The sequence below is a fragment of the Chryseobacterium ureilyticum genome, assembly GCF_900156735.1.
Lineage (GTDB): Bacteria > Bacteroidota > Bacteroidia > Flavobacteriales > Weeksellaceae > Chryseobacterium > Chryseobacterium ureilyticum.
This window is the reverse complement of the sequence record NZ_FTOL01000001.1, coordinates 793,113-813,403: the sequence shown is the minus strand read 5'-3', so window position 1 is coordinate 813,403 and position 20,291 is coordinate 793,113. Positions and strand designations below refer to the sequence as shown.

Annotated in this window: 18 protein-coding genes; 5 read left to right on the top strand and 13 right to left on the bottom strand. The window is 33.6% G+C overall.

The window, feature by feature from the left end; translation table 11 throughout:
* Positions 1-110: 110 nt before the first annotated feature.
* Positions 111-1,049, bottom strand: coding sequence for an SPFH domain-containing protein (locus BW983_RS03400; RefSeq protein ID WP_076549934.1), 939 nt, complete (start codon positions 1,047-1,049; stop codon positions 111-113).
* 80 nt (positions 1,050-1,129) lie between these two features.
* Here BW983_RS03400 and BW983_RS03395 point away from each other — a divergent pair, with 80 nt between their 5' ends.
* Positions 1,130-1,873, top strand: coding sequence for a hypothetical protein (locus tag BW983_RS03395; protein ID WP_076549932.1), 744 nt, complete (start codon positions 1,130-1,132; stop codon positions 1,871-1,873).
* A 2-nt stretch (positions 1,874-1,875) separates the two neighbouring features.
* Here BW983_RS03395 and BW983_RS03390 read toward each other — a convergent pair whose 3' ends face one another.
* The 3 genes from BW983_RS03390 to BW983_RS03380 form a co-directional block, all read right to left on the bottom strand.
* Entirely contained in the window at positions 1,876-3,231 is a 1,356-nt protein-coding gene (locus BW983_RS03390; protein ID WP_076550826.1) for a deoxyguanosinetriphosphate triphosphohydrolase, read from the bottom strand.
* Between the two features lie 112 nt (positions 3,232-3,343).
* Entirely contained in the window at positions 3,344-4,066 is a 723-nt protein-coding gene (locus tag BW983_RS03385; protein ID WP_076549931.1) for a LytR/AlgR family response regulator transcription factor, read from the bottom strand.
* Positions 4,066-5,142, bottom strand: coding sequence for a sensor histidine kinase (locus BW983_RS03380; protein ID WP_076549929.1), 1,077 nt, complete (start codon positions 5,140-5,142; stop codon positions 4,066-4,068). Before BW983_RS03380 ends, BW983_RS03385 begins: the two co-directional genes overlap by 1 nt.
* A 190-nt stretch (positions 5,143-5,332) precedes the next feature.
* On the opposite strand from BW983_RS03380, the gene BW983_RS03375 reads away from it, so the two are divergent.
* Positions 5,333-5,761, top strand: a complete 429-nt coding sequence (locus tag BW983_RS03375; protein ID WP_076549928.1) for a hypothetical protein — start codon at positions 5,333-5,335, stop codon at positions 5,759-5,761.
* A gap of 20 nt (positions 5,762-5,781) precedes the next feature.
* Here BW983_RS03375 and BW983_RS03370 read toward each other — a convergent pair whose 3' ends face one another.
* Positions 5,782-6,117, bottom strand: coding sequence for a DMT family transporter (locus BW983_RS03370; RefSeq protein WP_076550823.1), 336 nt, complete (start codon positions 6,115-6,117; stop codon positions 5,782-5,784).
* Positions 6,118-7,132: 1,015 nt separating this feature from the next.
* Here BW983_RS03370 and BW983_RS03365 point away from each other — a divergent pair.
* The 3 genes from BW983_RS03365 (at position 7,133) to BW983_RS03355 (ending at position 10,622) form a co-directional block, all read left to right on the top strand.
* The gene (locus BW983_RS03365) at positions 7,133-7,852 is read left to right on the top strand and encodes an AAA family ATPase (RefSeq protein WP_076549926.1); all 720 of its coding nucleotides are present in this window, start codon (positions 7,133-7,135) and stop codon (positions 7,850-7,852) included.
* Positions 7,849-8,580, top strand: coding sequence for a YggS family pyridoxal phosphate-dependent enzyme (locus tag BW983_RS03360; protein ID WP_076549925.1), 732 nt, complete (start codon positions 7,849-7,851; stop codon positions 8,578-8,580). Before BW983_RS03365 ends, BW983_RS03360 begins: the two co-directional genes overlap by 4 nt.
* Positions 8,581-9,158: 578 nt before the next feature.
* On the top strand, positions 9,159-10,622 hold the full coding sequence (locus BW983_RS03355) for a S41 family peptidase (protein ID WP_076549923.1): 1,464 nt from the start codon (positions 9,159-9,161) through the stop codon (positions 10,620-10,622).
* A gap of 115 nt (positions 10,623-10,737) precedes the next feature.
* Here BW983_RS03355 and gcvP read toward each other — a convergent pair whose 3' ends face one another.
* From gcvP to BW983_RS03315, 8 genes are all read right to left on the bottom strand, one after another.
* Positions 10,738-13,596 carry an aminomethyl-transferring glycine dehydrogenase gene (gene gcvP, locus BW983_RS03350; protein ID WP_076549921.1) on the bottom strand — a complete coding sequence of 953 codons (2,859 nt, stop codon included), beginning with the start codon at positions 13,594-13,596 and terminating at the stop codon, positions 10,738-10,740.
* A 591-nt stretch (positions 13,597-14,187) separates the two neighbouring features.
* The gene (locus BW983_RS03345; RefSeq protein ID WP_076549919.1) at positions 14,188-14,835 is read right to left on the bottom strand and encodes a J domain-containing protein; all 648 of its coding nucleotides are present in this window, start codon (positions 14,833-14,835) and stop codon (positions 14,188-14,190) included.
* Between the two features lie 342 nt (positions 14,836-15,177).
* On the bottom strand, positions 15,178-15,825 hold the full coding sequence (locus BW983_RS03340) for an alpha/beta hydrolase family protein (protein ID WP_076549918.1): 648 nt from the start codon (positions 15,823-15,825) through the stop codon (positions 15,178-15,180).
* 168 nt (positions 15,826-15,993) lie between these two features.
* Entirely contained in the window at positions 15,994-16,251 is a 258-nt protein-coding gene (locus BW983_RS03335) for a hypothetical protein (RefSeq protein WP_076549916.1), read from the bottom strand.
* 90 nt (positions 16,252-16,341) lie between these two features.
* Complete coding sequence (locus tag BW983_RS03330; RefSeq protein ID WP_076549914.1) at positions 16,342-16,674, bottom strand: hypothetical protein; 333 nt, start codon at positions 16,672-16,674, stop codon at positions 16,342-16,344.
* A gap of 11 nt (positions 16,675-16,685) precedes the next feature.
* Entirely contained in the window at positions 16,686-17,240 is a 555-nt protein-coding gene (locus tag BW983_RS03325; RefSeq protein ID WP_228408944.1) for an RNA polymerase sigma factor, read from the bottom strand.
* Between the two features lie 414 nt (positions 17,241-17,654).
* Entirely contained in the window at positions 17,655-19,661 is a 2,007-nt protein-coding gene (locus BW983_RS03320; RefSeq protein WP_076549911.1) for a S9 family peptidase, read from the bottom strand.
* A 157-nt stretch (positions 19,662-19,818) separates the two neighbouring features.
* Positions 19,819-20,277, bottom strand: a complete 459-nt coding sequence (locus tag BW983_RS03315) for a DoxX family protein (protein WP_076549910.1) — start codon at positions 20,275-20,277, stop codon at positions 19,819-19,821.
* Positions 20,278-20,291 lie beyond the last annotated feature (14 nt).

The following is a 20,291-nucleotide window of genomic DNA, read 5'->3' as shown; positions in this document are numbered from 1 at the left end:
CTCTATCAAACTAGCAAGATGTTTGCATAAAAGTTATATACAAAACAGATCTGTTTCTCTACTTTCTACAGCAAGAACTTCTCTCTTCCAGCTTCTAACTTTCTTTCTCTTTAATATCCCGATTCTTTTTGTGGTGGCTCAGGATACTTTCCTTTGGTTGCCTCCCCTACTGTATTCGCTGTGGTCATTGCTACAACAAGATCGTTCAGCATTCCGCTCGCAGCAGTGGGTGAATTAGGAAGAAGTACCAGGTTACTTCGGTTGCTCGCTCCTACAGAATGTAATGTATCATAATGTTGCGTTACCACAATAAGTGCGGAAGCTTCATGTGAATTGATATCTACGTTATTAAGCATTCTTACGGATTCTTCAAGTCCTTTTGCAATTTCTCTTCTTTGATCTGCAATCCCTTGTCCTTGTAATTTTTTCGATTCAGCTTCGGCTTTTGCGACAGCCACAATTCTGATTCTTTGAGCTTCAGATTCATATTCTGCAGCTGTTTTTTCCCGTTCTGCAGCGTTGATTCTGTTCATAGCATGTTTTACCTGCTCATCCGGATCAATATCTGTTACCAAAGCTTTAATAATATCATATCCGTAGCTGTTCATCGCTTCCTGCAATTCACTTTTTACCGCAACGGCAATATCATCTTTTCTTACGAAGACATCATCAAGCTTCAATTTTGGAACTTCTGCACGCACTACGTCAAAAACGAATGAAGTAATTTGATTTTCAGGATTCTCCAAACGATAGAAAGCATCTCCTACCTGATTTCTGATCACCTGATACTGAACCGAAATCTTCATTTTTATGAAAACGTTATCCAGAGTTTTGGTATCAATCATTACATCCAGCTGCTGAATTCTAAGATTAAGTCTTTTAGCAATCTGATCTATGACTGGAAGTTTAAGATGAAGTCCGGAATGTTTTACCGCCTGGAATTTTCCAAAACGTTCTATGATAGCTGCTGTTTCCTGCTTAACCACAAAAAACGAAGCAAATAAAATGATTAACCCGAGGATAATGACGGGTGCCAGAAAAATACCCATAGTTTAGTTTTTATATTGATTAGGATAAAGATAATACTTTAGTTTTAAATCAAGTATATTTATGACCTAAACTAATATCAATGAAAATTCCATTATTAATGCTTGCTTTGACAGCTTGCAACCTGAATGCACAACAAAGTAAACCTTATTATCCTCATACCAGAAATCTTATTTTTCAGAATAAAGATAAAAGTCACAATACGTTTGTATACGAAAAGTCCCGCATGATAACGGAACTTTTTAAAATAACGGAAAAAGTTTTTTATTCTACTACTCTGGCTAATTACAGCAATACAGGAACCAGCCTGACGCAAAGATTGGATTTGATTCCATTAAGGCAGAATAATGAAAATATTTTCTCTACCGGAATTGCGCTTCAATTATTAGGTGATAAAGAAACTCATATCGGCGTTTATTATACTGAGAACTTCAAAAATGAAGACTCCCAGCAACAAAAACAGAATAATTTCAGTTATATGGAATCTGTTATAACAATAGATAAGCCTGACAAAATAGCACTTTCTTTTCCTATGCAAATGTTGAATCCTTTTATTACAGATCCAACCCAGAGAACTGAATTTTTTATTACCGAACTGAAAACGGTTATTTCCAAAGATAAAAAAGTAACATTTATTGCAGAAGGAAAATTCAATAAAGCTTTTTACTTTAAAAACAGCGGAACTAACAGCCTTATCATCAAAAATATTGTTTTTGAATTCATCAATGATGAAGTTATTGTAAAAGCTGTTGATCCTACTTTTTATGATATAACAACGGAATATCCACGAACAATTGTCATTTCAAAAACTCCCTTTAAACTTTAAAACTATACCGTCATACCGATCTCTATCCCTTTTATCTTTCTATAAAGGTCAGTTGCATAATTATCTGTCATTCCGGAAACAAAATCAATGATTCCCAATACTTTCTGGTAATCTGTTCCGTTATCATATACAAACTGCCTTGGAAGTAATTTCAGGGCTTTTTTATCGTAAGATTTTCTATCATCTTCCGGCTTTAGAATGGATGGAATAAAGTGATCCAATAATTCATACATTACGTTGTAACCTGCATTCTCTATTTCCACCACAGCTTTATGATTGTAAATTTTTTCAATGGAGAAAGATTCTATATCCTGTAAAGCATTATTTTCAGATTTATAAATATCCAGCAATCCTTTATCAAGATTTCCTGCTAAAATCGTTTCAAAATTCTGCTTATAGCTCTCAAGCGATTTATTGATCAATGCATTGATCGCTTTTGCTCTCAGATAGGAAATCTTTTCATTTTCGTTGGAAATAGATGCCAGCTTGTTTTTAACTTTATCAATATCATTACTTTCGGACTTCACCAATTCGAAGAAAAGGTTTTCACAGTCGGACGTAGAGACTATTCCAAGTCTGTGAGCGTCTTCCATGTCAATAATATTATAACAAATATCATCAGCAGCTTCTACCAGCCATACAAATGGGTGCCTTTTGAAGATATGAGGTTCTTCACATTCGGAAATAAGATGTGTTCCTTTTGCAATTTCAAGGAATATATCTTTTTCATTCTGGAAAAATCCGAATTTCTTTCTATGGATGATTCCTTTTTTCTTAGCTACAGCTTCACAAGGATATTTTGCAATACTTGCCAATGTAGAAAAAGTCAGCTGAATTCCTCCTGCATCTTTTCCATTTTGTTGTTGAGCCAATACTCTGATAGCATTTGCATTCCCTTCAAAATTCACCAGATCTGCCCATTCTTTTTCATTGAATTTAGCTTTCAGATCTTTTTCATTTCTCTCGAAATAACTTGCAATTGCATCTTCTCCGGAATGTCCGAAAGCGGGATTTCCTACATCATGACAAAGACATGCCGCAGCGATTACGTTTCCTAAATTATATAGATAAAAATTCTTTGAATCTTCTGTAAGTTCATTTTTATAGTCCTCCGCAATAAATTCACCAATAATACTTCCTAAACTTCTTCCCACAGACGACACTTCCAGAGAGTGCGTCAGCCTGTTGTGTACAAATACACTTCCCGGCAAAGGAAAAACCTGAGTTTTATTCTGCAATCTTCTGAAAGCAGATGAGAAGATAATTCTATCGAAATCTCTTTGAAAATCAGTTCTTGAAGCTTTAGTATGTGGATTGTTTCCTGTACGTTGATTGGTGAAAATCTGGTTTAAATTCATCATTTTTCAAAATTACTCCAAATTTTATTTTTATGGAATAATATTTACATATTTATTAACCAGAGTATTTTAAGTTTTAGCTAAAGTTGGATGAATTTATTATTTATTAACATCAATCTGTTCCCAAAAATCCGCCTGCATATTTTGCAAAAAACTCAGCTTTGTAAACCTCCCCGATCGGAATTTCCGACTCATCAATATATATGCTATGATTATCAAATGAATCAATGTAGTCTGCATTCACTACATATGATTTGCTTACCCGGATAAAGGTTTCTTCGGATACCTTCTGATGGATCGTTTTCAGGTTCATGGCTGTGATAAGCTTTTGTTGTCTTGTATGAATCACAACATAATCTTTAAGTCCTTCTATAAATTTAATATCTGAAAAACTGATTTTGTAAAACCTTCGGTCTGCTTTAATGAATAAAAAATCTGTAGTGTTGGATTCTATTGTATTTTTTATGGTGTCCTTAGATAAAAGTTCGGTGTATAGAATGGCTTTATTGATGGCTTTTTCCAGCCTTTGGGAATCAATCGGTTTTAAAAGATAATCTACAGCTTCCAGTTCATAGCTTTTCAATGCATATTGAGAGTAAGCAGTGGTAAAAATGATCAGTGATCTTTTGGGAAGCATTTCGGCAAACTCCAACCCTGTTACCATTGGCATCTCAATATCAAGAAAAATAAGGTCTGCATCATTATCTTTAAGGAATTCCAGGGCAGACGGAGCATTGGAAAACTCTCCAAGAATATCCATCTTTGAAGTTTCATTGATCAACGACCGCATTTCTGCTCTTGCTAAGGGTTCATCATCTACTATAATACAGTTCATCACACAGAAATTTTTAAAATTACAGTATATTCTTTATCTTCAGAAATGGTATTCAATTCAAATTTATCATTATAAAGAAGTTCCAGTCTTCGTTTAATATTTGCCAATCCTAATCCGCTGCTTTTCTTATCAGCCAAAGCATATCCGGGATCTTTAGAATTTATACAGATAAAACTAAGCTTTTTGTCTTCTATCTTTATATTTACTTTTACATAAGATTCTTCACCTGTAATATTTACGCTATGTTTTACTGCATTTTCAACAAAAGTGGTAAATAAGTTTGGAGGAATAAATGTAGTATTTAAAGTTCGCTTATCGGCTTCTACATGAATATCGAAAGAAAAATTTTCACGTCTAATTTTTTCAAGGTTTAAAAAATTAGACAGAAATTCAATTTCAGAAGTCAGTAAAGTTTTTTCTTCACTGTTTTCATAAAGTTGATACCGTAGAAATTCTGAAAGTTTGACAATTACGACATAAGCTTTTGCTGGATCTGTTCTTATGAGTGCTTTTACATTATTCAGCATATTAAACAGGAAATGTGGATTGATCTGATTTCTGAGAACATTCAATTCCATATTTAAAGTAAGATTACTCAGTTCATTGATTCTTTTATTATCATTGATCCATTTTTGTAAGAGCTTAACGGTTGTCGTCGTCAGAATAATAGGAATACACATCAGAATTCCTTCATAAATTCCTCCTTTTTCCGTTTCTTTTGGAAAGCTTATCGTTCTAAATTCGGCGAAAACTGATCGAAAACCGTATCCGATGATATTAAGCCCCACAACTCCCATGAGTACAAGCACTACCAAATAGCTAATATATCTTGTTTTAAAGAAAAACCTTGGAACCAGCACATAAATATTGATGTAAACCATTGCTATTAATATGGAATACACAAACAACAGTACATAATACTGATACATTCCGGAATACCAATGCCAGAATCTGGAACTGTACAACAAGAAGAAAAAGAACACCAGAAATAACAGATGTCTGCTGTACTTATATCGTTCTTCCACCAGAAATTCTATCGCCTGTGTCTCTTTAAACTTCCATTGGCTGTATTTCATATCATTATTGGATTATATCATTCACAAAAATAGATAATACCATAAGTTGCACCTATAATATTATACAAAACCTATATATTATTATACCAATTGTCCTTCACAAATTTCGTATAAAATACAAGCCGTTTCGTATAAAAACAATTTCAGGCTTCTCTATTGTTTATTTCTTTGCAGTGTTTAATTAATGTATATGGAATTAGCCGTTTTTGAAGAATTAACTCAGGAAATAACAACGAAATATTTTTTCATGACAGAGTCTCAACAGGAAGAAAAGGTAATACAGCTGATTGATCTTCATCATTTCGTGCAATGTCTGGATAGTAATATAAAGGTGATTGATTACCTTCATCATTCAATTAATATTATCGAGCAGGATGGGCTTTCGAAAGGAATTCTCTTTTATGACATGAAAAATTCTTCATTTCCTGATTGTAATACTTCCGAAGAGTTTAAGAAAAGATATGGACTTTCTGAACTATGGTTTGTATTTGTGGAAGAAGACTTTTCCGGAGATAAAGACCGTCACTCTGACTTCATCATTGAAAATAGTTTAGAGATCTTTTATGATAAAATATTTCTATTTCATTTTTTCCAAACCAGCATTCACAGAATAAAGTAATAATAAACGTTTGATAAAAATCAATGTGTTCCCATTTTTGAAAATACGTTGATAACAATCACTCCAATAACAATTAAAGCAATTCCTATAATAGCTGGTAAATCCGGAATCTGCTTGAATGCAATAATTCCAATCATTGTTATAAACACAATTCCTACACCTGACCAAATTGCATAAGTAATTCCTACAGGAATCTGACGAAGGGTTAAACTTAAAAAATAAAAGGCACAAGCGTATCCTGCAACAGTAATAATAGAGGGCAACAGTTTTGAAAATTCTTCTGATTTTTTCAGAAATGTAGTTGCTATGATCTCAAATATAATTGCTAAGGCAAGAAAAATATAACTGCGTCCCATGTGATGTATTCTTTCTGCAAAAGTAATAAAACCAAATTCTTTATTTTTTGTATATGGAAACGCTATGCCCGATCCGATCATATACAATCCAATAACTGGCTACCATTAAAACACTTAATCTCCTCAATTTGTTTTAATGGCATAAAAACCTATAGAAAACTGTCATTATTTTCTACTTCTGACACAAAAAATATGTCATACAATCTGACAACTAACAAAAATATTTGTTCAAAAATCATCGTTAGAAATAAATTTTCTTAACATAGAAATCTGTTTTACGCTAAAATTTTGCACCCCATTTTAGCGGCTGAACTCAATATTATGCCATGCATTATTTATTATTTGTTTTATCAACTCCAATATAGAAGTCAACAAATGATTAACGTTTTCATATTTTTTTAAAGACAGAACAATAAATATATTAATAAATTCATAATAATACATTAACACATTGTAAACAAAAAATCACTTAAAAATTAAATAAAACACCCATAACACACTGATATACATCATAGTGATTTGCTTTGGCACGCGATTTGAAAGTTGTAATATTGCAATTGAAAGATTGATAAAAAAAAGTCAAATAATTAAAAATAATACAAAATGGTAACTTATATCGGTATCGCAACATGTTTAGTAGTATTCTCATCATATTTCATGACAGTAATAAGAGAAAGAAACTAATCATTAAATAAATAATAAAAGCCTATAGCAAAACTATACTAATTATATTGTTTTATGTTTTTACTCTGAGAAATCAGATCGCTCTTTTACCAATGGGGTAAAAGGGCCCAAAAACATAGCAAAAAGATCTTAGTTTCATAACAAATTTTAATATCCAAGAGAGAAGCCGAACTTACGTTCAGCTTCTCTTTTTTTATGCTTACTGCAAAAGTTATTTTCTTTCTTATTACAAGACTGGATAACCCCCTACTCTCTGGACCACTTATTTATTCCGATTCAGGATCTATATTACATTCAATAAAACTTTATCTTTGTTTATTTAATTATCATCATGAATCTTTACAATCTCATTATTCAAGATAAAGAACAGGTAAACCTAAACGATGTATTTCTCAGCAAAAGTAACAAGGATTCCCTTATTCAACTTATCAAAGAAAACACTTACAGCAAAGAACTTCTGGAATATGGTCTTCCTGTAAACAATAAGATTCTCCTTGAGGGAAGTTCAGGCTGTGGTAAGACAATGACCGCTAAAGCCATTGCTACGGCTCTTGGGAAGAATATTATCATTTTGAATTTAAGCAATATCGTCTCATCGCGAATTGGCGAAACTTCTCAGAATATAAAAATGATATTTGATAAAGCAGGAAGGGAAAGATGTGTACTTTTTCTTGATGAACTGGACCAGATCGGGAAAGCAAGAGGCAGTGATGATAAGGATGTAGGAGAAATGAGACGACTGGTAAATACTTTAATCCAGCTTATTGATTACTATCCTGAGAATGCTCTTCTTATCTGCGCAACGAATCATGCCGAAATTATTGACACAGCGATACTTAGACGTTTCCAGCTTAAAATCAATTATGAAATGCCTTCTGTGGAATTTCTGGATTCATTCTACGATACATTATTGGCTCAGTTCCCTGAAGACATGAGAATCATTGAAAGGAAATATTCTATTTCTTTTGCCGAAGCCAAAGATCATGCTTTAACATCTGTAAAAGCTGCTTTAATACAAAAACTGGAAGCCAAAGAAACCTCCCGATCATGAAAGAAGATATCCTTCACAATCTTGAAATCATCAATAACCGGATCAAAAACGCCTGTAAAAAAGCTGGTAGAAAACCAGATGAAGTAAAACTTTTACTGGCAACTAAAACGGTTTCTGCTGAACGTATTAAAGTGGCTATTGAAAACGGACAGGTTTTAATTGCAGAAAACAAAGTACAGGAACTGAAGGAGAAGTATGAAGAATTAAAAGATATTCCACATATCAATCATTTTATAGGACACCTCCAGACCAATAAGATCAAAGATATTCTGAAATATGAAGTAATGTGTGTTCAGTCTCTTGACCGCCTGGATTTGGCTGAGAAACTTCATCAAAGGCTTTTAGCTGAAAACAAAACCATCGAAGTATTAATCCAGGTGAATACTTCCAATGAAGAAAGTAAATTTGGTGTAGATCCGAAAAATGCTATTGAACTGACCAAAAAAGTTGCTGAATTCTCTACATTAAATATTAAAGGTCTGATGACCATCGGATTATTCAGTGCAGAAACAGAAAAGGTAAGAAAGTGTTTTAAAATCCTTAAAAATATTCAGCAGGAAATCATTCTCGAAAATATTCCTAATATAGAAATGAAAGAACTTTCCATGGGAATGAGTGGTGATCTGGAAACAGCCATTGAAGAAGGTTCAACGATTGTAAGGGTGGGAACAGCCGTTTTTGGAACCAGAATATATCCGGACAGCTATTATTGGAATGAAAAAAATTAAAAGAAAAAGATAAAAACACTCTTATCTGGTTAAAAACATATAAAATAATACTAAATCAATTTCAGTAAACATGTTAAAAATGGCTTAAAACAGCACTTTTTTAGTCTACAAATTCGGTATACTTTTTGATCATAAAAAATTAAGAACCAAACAAATACATTTATGATTAAAAAATTACTATCGGGCTGTTTATTAATGACAGTATTATTCTTTTTTTCATGTGAAAAAGAAAACACACAGATGAAAAGTGGAATCTCAATTGAAACGATTTCAATGATAACCGTGCTTACTATGGGCGTAGCAATTTTAGTTGCTTACAGCTACAAGAGAAGATAACAAAATAAATATAACATATAAAGAGTCTCTCAACATTTGGGAGACTCTTTATATTTAGATCACAAGGAGAATATATCTAACCAAAAGCATATTGTAGCAATTATTTCTAATATAATTTGTTTATTTTTAGCTAACATTAATTCCCACTTGATTTATTACATAAAAATAGAATGAAAGAGTAAAAAAACTTTTCAAAATGTAATATTTAAGGGATATCAGATGTTCTATTATAAATTAACTCCATGAAGAATTTAAAAGCTGTACTACTTTCATCTTTATTTACATTAACAACAACTTCTTTATACGCTCAGTCATGTGATTGCTCTAAAAATTTCGAATGGGTTAAAAAAACGTTTGAAGTAAATGACGCCGGCTTTGAATACGCGTTAAAACAAAAGGGAAACCAGGCGTACGAAGATCATAACAAAAGAACAGCAGAAAAGGTAAAAACGGCAAAAACATTTTCTGAATGTGGTCCACTTTTATATGACTGGCTTACTTTTTTCCGTTCGGGGCACATCTCAATAAGACCAATCAACAAACAGGAAACTCAACAAGCTTCTTCTAATCAAAAGTCTGAAAATAAATATTCCAACTGGGAAACATTTCCTATCAATGACAAAGATTTCAAAAACTATCTGGAAAAGGGTAAAATCTCTGACTATGAAGGAATCTGGGAAACGGAGCCTTATAAAATTGGGATCAAGAAAAAAGGGAATCAATATATTGGTTTTATTATAGAGTCAGGTGCAGAAACCTGGACAAAAGGGCAAGTAAAACTTAAAATAGACGCTTCCGGCAATAAAATCAATTCTATCTTCTACAAGAGAGATCATTCTGCAGACGAATCTACAGACATAAAATTCATCGGAAAAAACCATTTACAGATTGGTGATTTTACGCTTTCAAGGGTTTATCCAAAATTGCAAGATGAACCTAAATATACACAATACTTTCAATCTTTGACTGTTAATAAACCGTATATTGAAAAACTTAATGAAACCACACTCTATTTCAGGATTCCATCTTTTCGCGCTTCTGAGAAACAAAAAATAGACAGTGTCATTACGGCGAATAAGGAGAAAATTCTTTCTACTGAAAACCTCATTATTGACATCAGAAATGGAACTGGCGGAAGTGATGCAAGCTATGATCAACTCCTTCCATTGATTTATACCAACCCTATCAGAACGGTAGGTGTAGAATATTTGTCTACCAAGCTGAACAATCAAAGAATGCTGGATTTCATCAATAAACCTGAATACGGATTTAATGAGGAAAGTAAAAAGTGGGCAAAAACTTCGTTCGACAAATTGGAAAAGGAACATGGTAAATTTGTAAACCTGAATGAAAATGTTGTCAGCACTACAAAATATGACACTATTCATCCTTATCCAAAAAATGTAGGAATTATCATTAATCAAGGCAATGGAAGTACTGATGAACAGTTTTTACTGGCTGCTAAACAAAGCAGAAAAGTAAAGCTATTTGGGACAACTACTTTTGGAGTACTGGACGTTTCCAATATGTATTACGTTCCTTCACCATGCAATGAATTCCAATTGGGATATTCACTATCAAGAAGCATGCGTATTCCTGACTTTACAATTGACAGCAAAGGTTTACAACCTGATTATTATTTAGACAGAAGTATTCCTGTATATGAATGGACAGAATATGTAAGCAATGTATTGAACGGCAAGTAATATTTCGAAGAATAGATATAAAAACATCTAAAAAACTACTTAATTTTATAAGTTTTAAAACAAAAAAAACCCCTCTCAACACTGAGAGGGATTATATATTTAGAAATGTTTCTAATTACATATAAGCTTCGATTGGCTCACAAGTACATACTAAGTTTCTGTCTCCGTAAGCTTCGTCTACTCTTGATACAGAAGCAAAGAATTTGTGATCTCTTACCCACTCCAGCGGATAAGCAGCTTTTTCTCTGCTGTATGGTTTATCCCAAGAATCAGAGATTACCAATTGCTCTGTGTGAGGAGCGTTTTTCAATACGTTATTTGCCTGATCAGCCTGTCCGTTTGCAATCTCATCAATTTCATGTTTAATGGAGATTAAAGCTTCTGCAAAACGATCAATTTCTGATTTGCTTTCAGATTCTGTAGGCTCAATCATTAATGTTCCTGCAACTGGGAAAGAAACTGTAGGAGCATGGAAACCATAATCCATTAATCTCTTCGCCACATCAGCTACTTCAATTCCTAAAGATTTGAACTGACGGAAATCTACGATACATTCGTGAGCTACTCTTCCGTTTTCGTTTGAATATAAGATTGGGAAGTGCTGAGCTAGAATTTCTTTAAGATAGTTAGCATTCATGATCGCATGTCCTGTAGCCTTTTTAAGACCATCTGTTCCTAACATTTTGATGTAAGCATAAGAAATATTAAGAATCAATCCAGAACCGTAAGGTGCAGCAGAAATACCATCGATAGCTTCTTTAGCTCCGATTCTGATATTTGCATTAGAAGGAAGGAATGGTACTAAGTGCTTAGCCACACAGATAGGACCTACTCCAGGACCTCCACCTCCGTGAGGAATTGCAAAAGTTTTGTGAAGGTTTAAGTGGCAAACGTCTGCTCCAATGTTTCCTGGACTTGTGAATCCGACCTGAGCGTTCATGTTGGCACCATCCATATACACCTGTCCTCCATGTTCATGGATTAAGTTTGTAATTTCTTTAATGTTGGCATCAAAGAATCCGTAAGTAGACGGATATGTAATCATTACAGCTGATAAATTCGCTGAATGCTGTTCTGTTTTAGCTTTAAGATCTTCGAAGTCGATTTCTCCGTTTTCAAGGTTTTTAACAACAACGATCTTCATTCCTGCCATTGCTGCAGAAGCTGGGTTTGTTCCGTGTGCAGACTGAGGGATCAATACTACATTTCTGTGGTGATCACCTCTTGAGATGTGGTATTCTCTGATTACCATTAATCCTGCATATTCTCCCTGAGCTCCAGAGTTTGGCTGTAAAGAAGTTCCTGCAAAACCTGTGATTGTTGCAAGGTCTTTTTCAAGCTCTGCAATCATTTGTTGATATCCTCCTGCCTGGTCTACCGGTACGAATGGGTGAACACTTCCCCAATCTGCCCATGAAAGTGGCAACATTTCAGTAGCTGCGTTCAGTTTCATTGTACAAGATCCTAAAGAAATCATTGAATGAGTCAATGACAAGTCTTTTCTCTCAAGACGCTTGATGTAACGCATCAATTCTGTTTCAGTGTGATATTTGTTGAATACTTCTTCTGTAAGAATTTCATCCTTTCTAAGGTTTTCTTCCGGAATGCTGTATCCTTCTTTGATTTCAAGCTTGAAAGTCTGCTTGTCTTTAAACTGAGCGAAAGAAGCCATCAGATAGTTTAATTTTTCTAATGTAGTACTTTCGTTGATAGCAATACTTACAACACCTTCTGTGAAATAATTAAGGTTAAGTCTGTGGTCCAGCATCAATCTTACCAATCTTGCTTTCTCATCTTCAGCCATTGTGATTTTCACAGTATCGAAAATAGGCTCTTCTACTACTTGATATCCTAAAGCTTTAAGACCTCCTTTTAAAGCGTTTGCTTTAAAGTGAATTTGGTCAGCGATATAATTTAATCCTTTTGGACCATGATAAACTGCATACATACCAGCCATTACAGCTAAAAGAACCTGAGCAGTACAGATGTTAGAAGTTGCCTTCTCTCTCTTAATGTGTTGCTCTCTTGTCTGTAGTGCCATTCTTAGCGCACGTTTTCCGTACATATCCTGAGAAACACCAATGATTCTTCCAGGAATATCTCTTTTATATTCTTCTCTACAAGCAAAGAATGCCGCGTGAGGACCTCCGTAACCTAATGGAATACCGAATCTCTGTGAAGTTCCTACTGCACAGTCAGCACCCATTTCAGCAGGTGATTTTAATTTCACCAATGCCATCGGATCACAAGCAACTGCTACCTGAAGATCTAATTTTTTGTATTCAACAATGTTTTCTGTATAATCCAGAACGATACCGTTTTTACCTGGATATTGTAATAAAACACCGTAATAAGATGCATCAAATGCGTGAGTTTTGTGATCACCAACCACTACTTCAATTCCTAACCCTTCTGCCTTAGTTTTCAATACAGAGATCGTTTGAGGCAATACAAGATCTGAGATAAAGAATTTATTAGCTTCTCCTTTTTTCTGATCTTTAGTTCTGTTGTTGAAGAACATATGCATTGCTTCAGCTGCAGCAGTAGACTCATCTAATAGTGAGGCATTTGCAAGACCAAAACCAGTAAGGTCACATACAACAGTCTGGAAATTAAGAAGAGCTTCCAATCTTCCCTGTGCAATTTCAGCCTGATACGGCGTATACGCAGTATACCAGCTTGGATTTTCAAAGATATTCCTTTGAATTGCTGATGGTAAAAGTGTATTGTGGTATCCGAAACCGATATAACTTGTATAATCAGTGTTTTTTGATGCCAATTCTTTTGAGTGGTTCAACATTTCGTACTCCGAAAGTGGTTCTGAGATCTCAAGATCTTTTTCTAAACGGATGGAAGAAGGAATGGTCTGAGAAATTAACTCTTCAATACTAGAAACGCCAAGTTTTTCCAACATCGCCTGTTTATCGGCTTCATTAAGAGAAATGTGACGGCTCACAAACTGTTCTGTATTCATTTTTATTTATTAGATTTTGTTTGTAAAAAGATGGGTAAAATTACAATTTTTTACACGATTGTACAAGAGTATAAAATGATTGATAATTCACTAAGTCGTCCAGTTGTTTTAAATAACTTCCTTTTTGATAGTCATTAAATAAGGTTTAATTTACTTTAAACAGCAATTACATTGATTTTATAAATATTATTCAACAATATCATCAATGTATTGATAATAAAATAGTGAAATATTTGATCGGAAAAATTCTAAAACCAATTATCATTTTGAAGCGAAAAATAAAAACTAACCCAGCATTTTCGTAATAAATACATCTTATATAATGATGAAAATCAGAGATAAATTGTAGCCAAAAAACCTTTTAATACTTCTATACATCAGGTTTTAAGAATTTTATGAAATTTTATTAATTATATTTATTCTAAATTAATATATTTGCAACATGAATATGATTGTCCCATTTAAAGTTGCGCCTTTAGCTCCCGTATACTCATTCAAAAACGAAGAGATGTTCTGTGAAAAGAAATCTTGTTGTAAAAAATTCAAGAAGGGAAAAAGATGTAAAAAGTGTCCCGGAAGAAAGAAAATGGCTTAAATAAATTCCTTAATTAGGAAGTATAAGGCAATTGCCAAGATTATAACACCCCAAAACAGCATAACAATTTTAGGCTGTCCACTTTTATTAACTACAGTTTTAGGCTGTGGCTTGAACATTTCCTCCACCGAGTTTTTGAATTTATCAGAATCATTCTCAAAAACTTCTGTAATGGTAATTCCCTGAACTACTGTTTTGTGCAAAAGTGAATTCGTTGCATGAAGCAAAATCTGGAATTTTCCATCTTTAAATTCTGTGATCTTAAAGATCCTTTCTCCATAAGGCTTTTCTAGTCCGAAAGGCAATACTTTTACCACATCAGCATTACTTGTCTGCCAATTAACAATAATCTCTTCCCCTTTTTTTGCGTGAATTTTATTTGCCGTAAATGTTTTAATGACTGGTGGAATATTATATCGGAAACTTTTCTGGTGATTTTCCAGATTCTGATCGTAGGAACGTCTTCTTACAGAATCACTCAATGTTTCGTATGCTTCCTGAATTTCGCGGAAACGATCTGCAAAGAAGTCGTCATTTTCGTTTTTATCAGGATGATATTTTAAGGATAACTTTCGATAAGCTTTTTTGATGTCTTCTTCTGAAGCATCCTGTGATATACCGAGAAAATAGTAGTAATCTTTCATTGAACAATACAAAAATAAGGATTTATTTTTCTTTGTGTTTGATCTTTATGACAAAAGTTTAGCTGAGAAAAGGTCTTGAAAGACATTTCCTGCAAAGCAATCTTATATGTAATATGTTGGAAAACGCAGGGACGCAAAATAATTGATAAGTACTATGCTTTAAGACACAAGGATTTTATCTTCGATAAAATTGAGTATGCTAAAATATATTTTAAAATTGCCACGGATGCACGAATAAAATGGTTCAGTTATCTTATGTGTTTACCTACAAGTTTGTTTCTTTGCATATCTTAAATCTATAATTCTACCAATAATAAAAATCATTAGTCAGGTTCTATAAAGTTACTTACCATAAATCCATTCTTTGGTTGGGATAATCCATGCATCAAGAGCTTTAAATAAAAAGCCATGATTTAACCCTGTACTAAGCTCTATTTCTTTAAAATTCTTTATATTCGATCTTATGAATCTTTGCTCCTGAGATAAAGGGATGTGTCCATCATCCGATTTTTCTGTGATAGACAGAATCTTTCCATACAGTCTAAAATTTTCATCTTTTTCTAAAGAATCATCTTTAAAACTGGCACCAATAAAAACAAATTTCAGTTCAGGATTTTTCATATAATAAGAGATATATTGAGCAATATAACCACCCTGAGAGGTACCGACTACTGCAATATTTTCAGCTTTAATTCCTTTTTTGATCAGCTGATCAATCTGTTTTTTTATTTTTAGAGCATATGCAGCCGGATCAGTATTGGGTTTCCTTTTTTCAAAAAGAACAATATTACTACTATCCTTCAACTCATGAAGCATTTTTTCGTACTCTACAATACCATATTTAGGATGTGCATCATCCCCCGAATGTCCTTCCAAGAATTTATTATGTAGGAAGAAAATATATTGTTTCTGCTTTAATTCAGATTTCTGCCCGTACATGATGAAAGAAAAAACAGTAAGTATGGTAATAAAAATATTTTTGAAAGCCATTATAATGTTTATTTTAAACAGAAAAACAAATTTAGTATTTAATAACCATATTTTCAATAAATCAAGAGTATCACTCTTCTGCTGAAAGATTTAAAATAAAAAATTCAGGCTCGGGAAGCTTTGCTTCCCGAGCCTGAATTAAACAATTTCAATTTAGTTATTTACTTTTTATGCTTCGCAGGTATTATCTTTTCTGCAACACTTTGATGCAAATTCTTTTTTAAATTTCCCTTTCAGATTCTGATATTCTTCATCGTTCATTTCTCTGATCTTATCTGCTAATCCAAAAGGTGATTTTTCTTTAATTCCATATTCATCAAAAATCCCTTTGATAAATCTTTTTCTTTGTACTGCTTTTTTAGCAATTAATGCTACACCCACAACGGCTAATGCTCCAAGAGCACCTTTTAATGCTGAATTTTTCATTTTTTCAAAATTTAAATTTTACTACTTCTTGTTTTTTATATAGACGAATGAATTTTAATTTTACTTTACTACTTCTTTAAAATTTTTAAATTATTCGTTGTTTCTGTTGAAGAATCCGCCTGAGCATTTATTTCTCCAGACTTCTTTGAATTTTTCTCTTTCTTCAGGAGACCAGCTTTCCATTTTCTGTCTCATCTTTCTTTCTTTAAAGTCTCTCATTCCTTTTCCAAAATGAAATCCTCCAAAAAGAATTTTACTTAAGATCAGAATTCCCATCGCCTGCCAAAATGTAATGGATTTAACTCCTAAAATCTCAGGTAACAAGCAGTTCCAAAGCGACATGACGATCCATGTAACCGCTAAGAAAATTAACGGTGGACATAACAATAAAAAAATCCAGCCTTTTTTGTGTTTATAATTCATAATTTCTTTTTCTAACTTTTTAAATCTTCGTATAATCTTCTCAATCTGTTTCTCAAATGCTTCACAGCATAATTTTTCCTACTGATGATCGTTTTGATGTTCTCTCCCTGTTCATCGGCGATCTCCTGGAGGGTTTTGTCGTTCAGTTCGTTTTCTACGTAGACCAGCCTTTGTTTTTCGGGAAGTTCATCAAGTGCTTCAAACAGTTTTTTCCAGATCTCATCCTGAAACATTTTTACTTCAGGACCCGCGCTATCATCCATCAATAAAATATCTTTGATGGAAAAGCTTCCGTCTTCATCTTCATAGACGAAATCTTCAAGATTTTCTGTTTTCTTTTTACGGTAACGGTCCGTGATTTTATTCGCCGTTACTCTATACAGCCAGCCCCCCACATTCACAATCTCAGAAAGATTGGTAAGGCTACTGAACTGATACCACACTTCCTGCAAGATATCTTCCGCATCCTCAGTATTTTTCACTTTGGGACGAATATAAGACATCAGCTTTCCTCCGTAATTGGAAACGGTCTGCGAGATGATGCTTTCTTTCTCTTTCTGTGGCATTGTTATTTTTTCGACAACCTCCATATTGCTATGACGACTGTACTTTTGGTTTTACTTTAATAAATTTAAAATATTTTTTCGAAACTTTAGCTTTTCTTTTATTCATCAGGGTTTCTTTTAATCAATAAATCATTGTAAACAAATTCATTATCAATTCCAAGGAGCTAATTCCTGCTATCCGCTCATACTCCTCGCTCCTTGCTTCTGCCAATACATGCTGTGGGGTAACCGCTACTATCAGGGCTAGAAAGGGTTCACTCTTTTATCTGTAGAAGAACTTAATTTATAAAGCGTAGACGAAGAGACTAAGCATCTGTGTTATCTGCGAGAAATTTTGGGTTCGAACACTCACAATGACAAAAAAGAAACGGAAGACATTATATCTTCCGTTTCATAATTATAAAAATGGTCGGTTTATTTTTTATTAAAATTCTCTGCGAAGAATCCTAACATAGATTTGTAAAGTTCAATCCTGTTCGGCTCTTTTCCGAATCCGTGTCCTTCATCATACTTTACCATATAAGGCACTTCAAATCCTTTTGCACGCATTGCCTTCACAATCTGATCTGATTCATTAATGTTTACTCTAGGGTCATTTGCTCCCTGAACTACAAATAATGGCTTCTTAATCTTATCAATCTGGAAAACCGGTGAAACTTCTTTCGCAATTTTTGCTTCTTCAGGATTATCCAAATCATACCAGATCTGTTTTACCATTTCTTTGTAAGGTTTCCAATATTCCGGGAAGGATTCAAAGAAAGTAAAGATGTTGGAAACGCCTACATAATCTACTCCACAAGCATATAGGTCCGGAGTTTTGATTAAGCCCATTAAAGTTGCATATCCACCGTGGCTTCCTCCATAAATAGCAATTTTATCTTTATCTATCCAACCTTGGCTGATGGCATATTTTACTCCATCTTCCACATCATCCATTGCTTTTCTTCCGATCTGCTTATATCCGGATTTCTGGAACTCTTTTCCATACCCTCCTGAAATCCTGAAATTCACCTGAAGCGTTGCATATCCTCTGCTGGCAAATAATTGTGCTTCCGGGTTGAATCCCCAATGATCCCTGATTCCTTGTGGACCACCGTGAGGATTTACAATTAAAGGTACTTTTTTCCCTTCCAAAGCAGCTTTTGGTAACGTAATATATCCACGAATCGTCAAACCATCTCTGCTTTTGAATTCGATAGGTCTCATTTCAGCCATATCTTCTTCTTTAAGCTGTGGCATCAGATTATACAAAAGTTTGGTCTGCTTGGTTTTTGTATCGTATTCGTAGTAAGTACCATATAATTTATCACTTCCTACAACGACAAGAAGTTTATCATTGTTATCATCCGAGGAAACGATTCCAAACTCCTTATCTCCAAATTGAGATTTCAGTTTATCATCTATTTCTTTGTAGAATTTACTTACCGGAATGGTTTCTTCTTTTACACCGTTATAACTGATATAATCCAATTCATAGTTTCTGCTTTTACCAGCTGTACTAATGGAACTTACATCATAAACAGGATTGGAATAAACTTCTTTGATTACAGCATTTTTCTTTAAATCATATAAAACGATTTTCTCTTTATCACTATCCAGATTTGTTACCACATAAGCTTCATCTTTATTTCCTGAATTGTAATTGAAATCTATAATACTGAAGGTATCAGACCAATCTGTTGATTTAAGAAGGTTGAACTTCCCTGTTTGCAAGTCTTTATAATAAGTTTTGGTTGTCAGCCCGTTTTCAAGAACATTATATCCTCTTAAATTACCATCTTTATCAAAAATATAACCATCGATAGGGCTTTTTTCGTCTTTGTTTTCGTACAGCTGTGTCATTTCACCTGTCACGAAATTGATTTTATAAGGTTCAAAGATCTGCTTGTTGTTTTTATTCATGGTAACCACCACAAAATCTGTATACTTTATAGGAATGATACTCCCTAAAGTAATTCCGTCAAATGGGGTAAGGTCTTTTTGATTCCCGCCATCTACATCTGCTGCATACAAATGGATATTTTCATTTCCGCCTTTATCCTGGGTGTAGAATAAACGATTTTTGTTCAACCAACCGTAACCTTTGATCAGATCGTCTTTTTCAACGATTGCTTTTGTAATTTTTCCGGTGCTTAAGTCTTTCACATAGACATGGTTTTTACGGTCATTGTCTTTTTCTTTATAGGAAAGGTATTTTCCGTCCGGAGAAATTTTAAATGCTGAGGCTTTTGGTCTCGCAAAATAGTCCTCAACTTTATACTTATAGTTTCCTTTATCATAGGAAATAAGCTTCTCTAGATTGGCTTTGGAAGATGGCAGTGTAGGATCTCCCGGCAGCTTGGCTGTAGAACTCTGTGCATTAATCATAATTGTGGAAAGTACAATATAAGCTGTACCGAAAATTTTGGAATTTAGATTCATAACTCATGTTTTAAGGTTAAAACTATAGCTTTTTTAATCAAAATATTAATGATCTTACATAATTAGACACTTTATCTTTACAAAACGTTACATTATTTACCTTTTCTTTTTCAAAAACAATAAAAAAGACAGCCTTATAACTGTCTATTATTTATATTTAATGTAAAAAAATTCCAAAATACCAGGTCCATACTATTAAAATAACCTGCATAGGAATTCTCTCAACGTACAAATACCGCATTCCGGGTCCTGTATAATCTGCCTTAAAAATATTAATATTCTTTTTAGAGGAATTGATATTAGCGACAAAGACCAATACATAAAAAACGATCAATAAAATAGCTGTTAACTCCCGAATAGCGGGGATCATCAAACCTATTCCAGCTGCAATTTCCAAAAAGCCTGTGAGATACACCCACAACATTTTAGCAGGGATGAAATCCGGAATCATCATTTCCATTCCTTTCTGAAATTTAAAATGTGAAAATCCTGTAAAGATGATGAAAACTGCCATTCCAAGGTTTCCCGAAAATACATAATCCGGTTTTCCGTGAAACACCATGGTTCCCAGTAAAGCCAGAATAAATGTAACGAATAGAATGCTTAATAATTTCATGTTTTTTATACGTT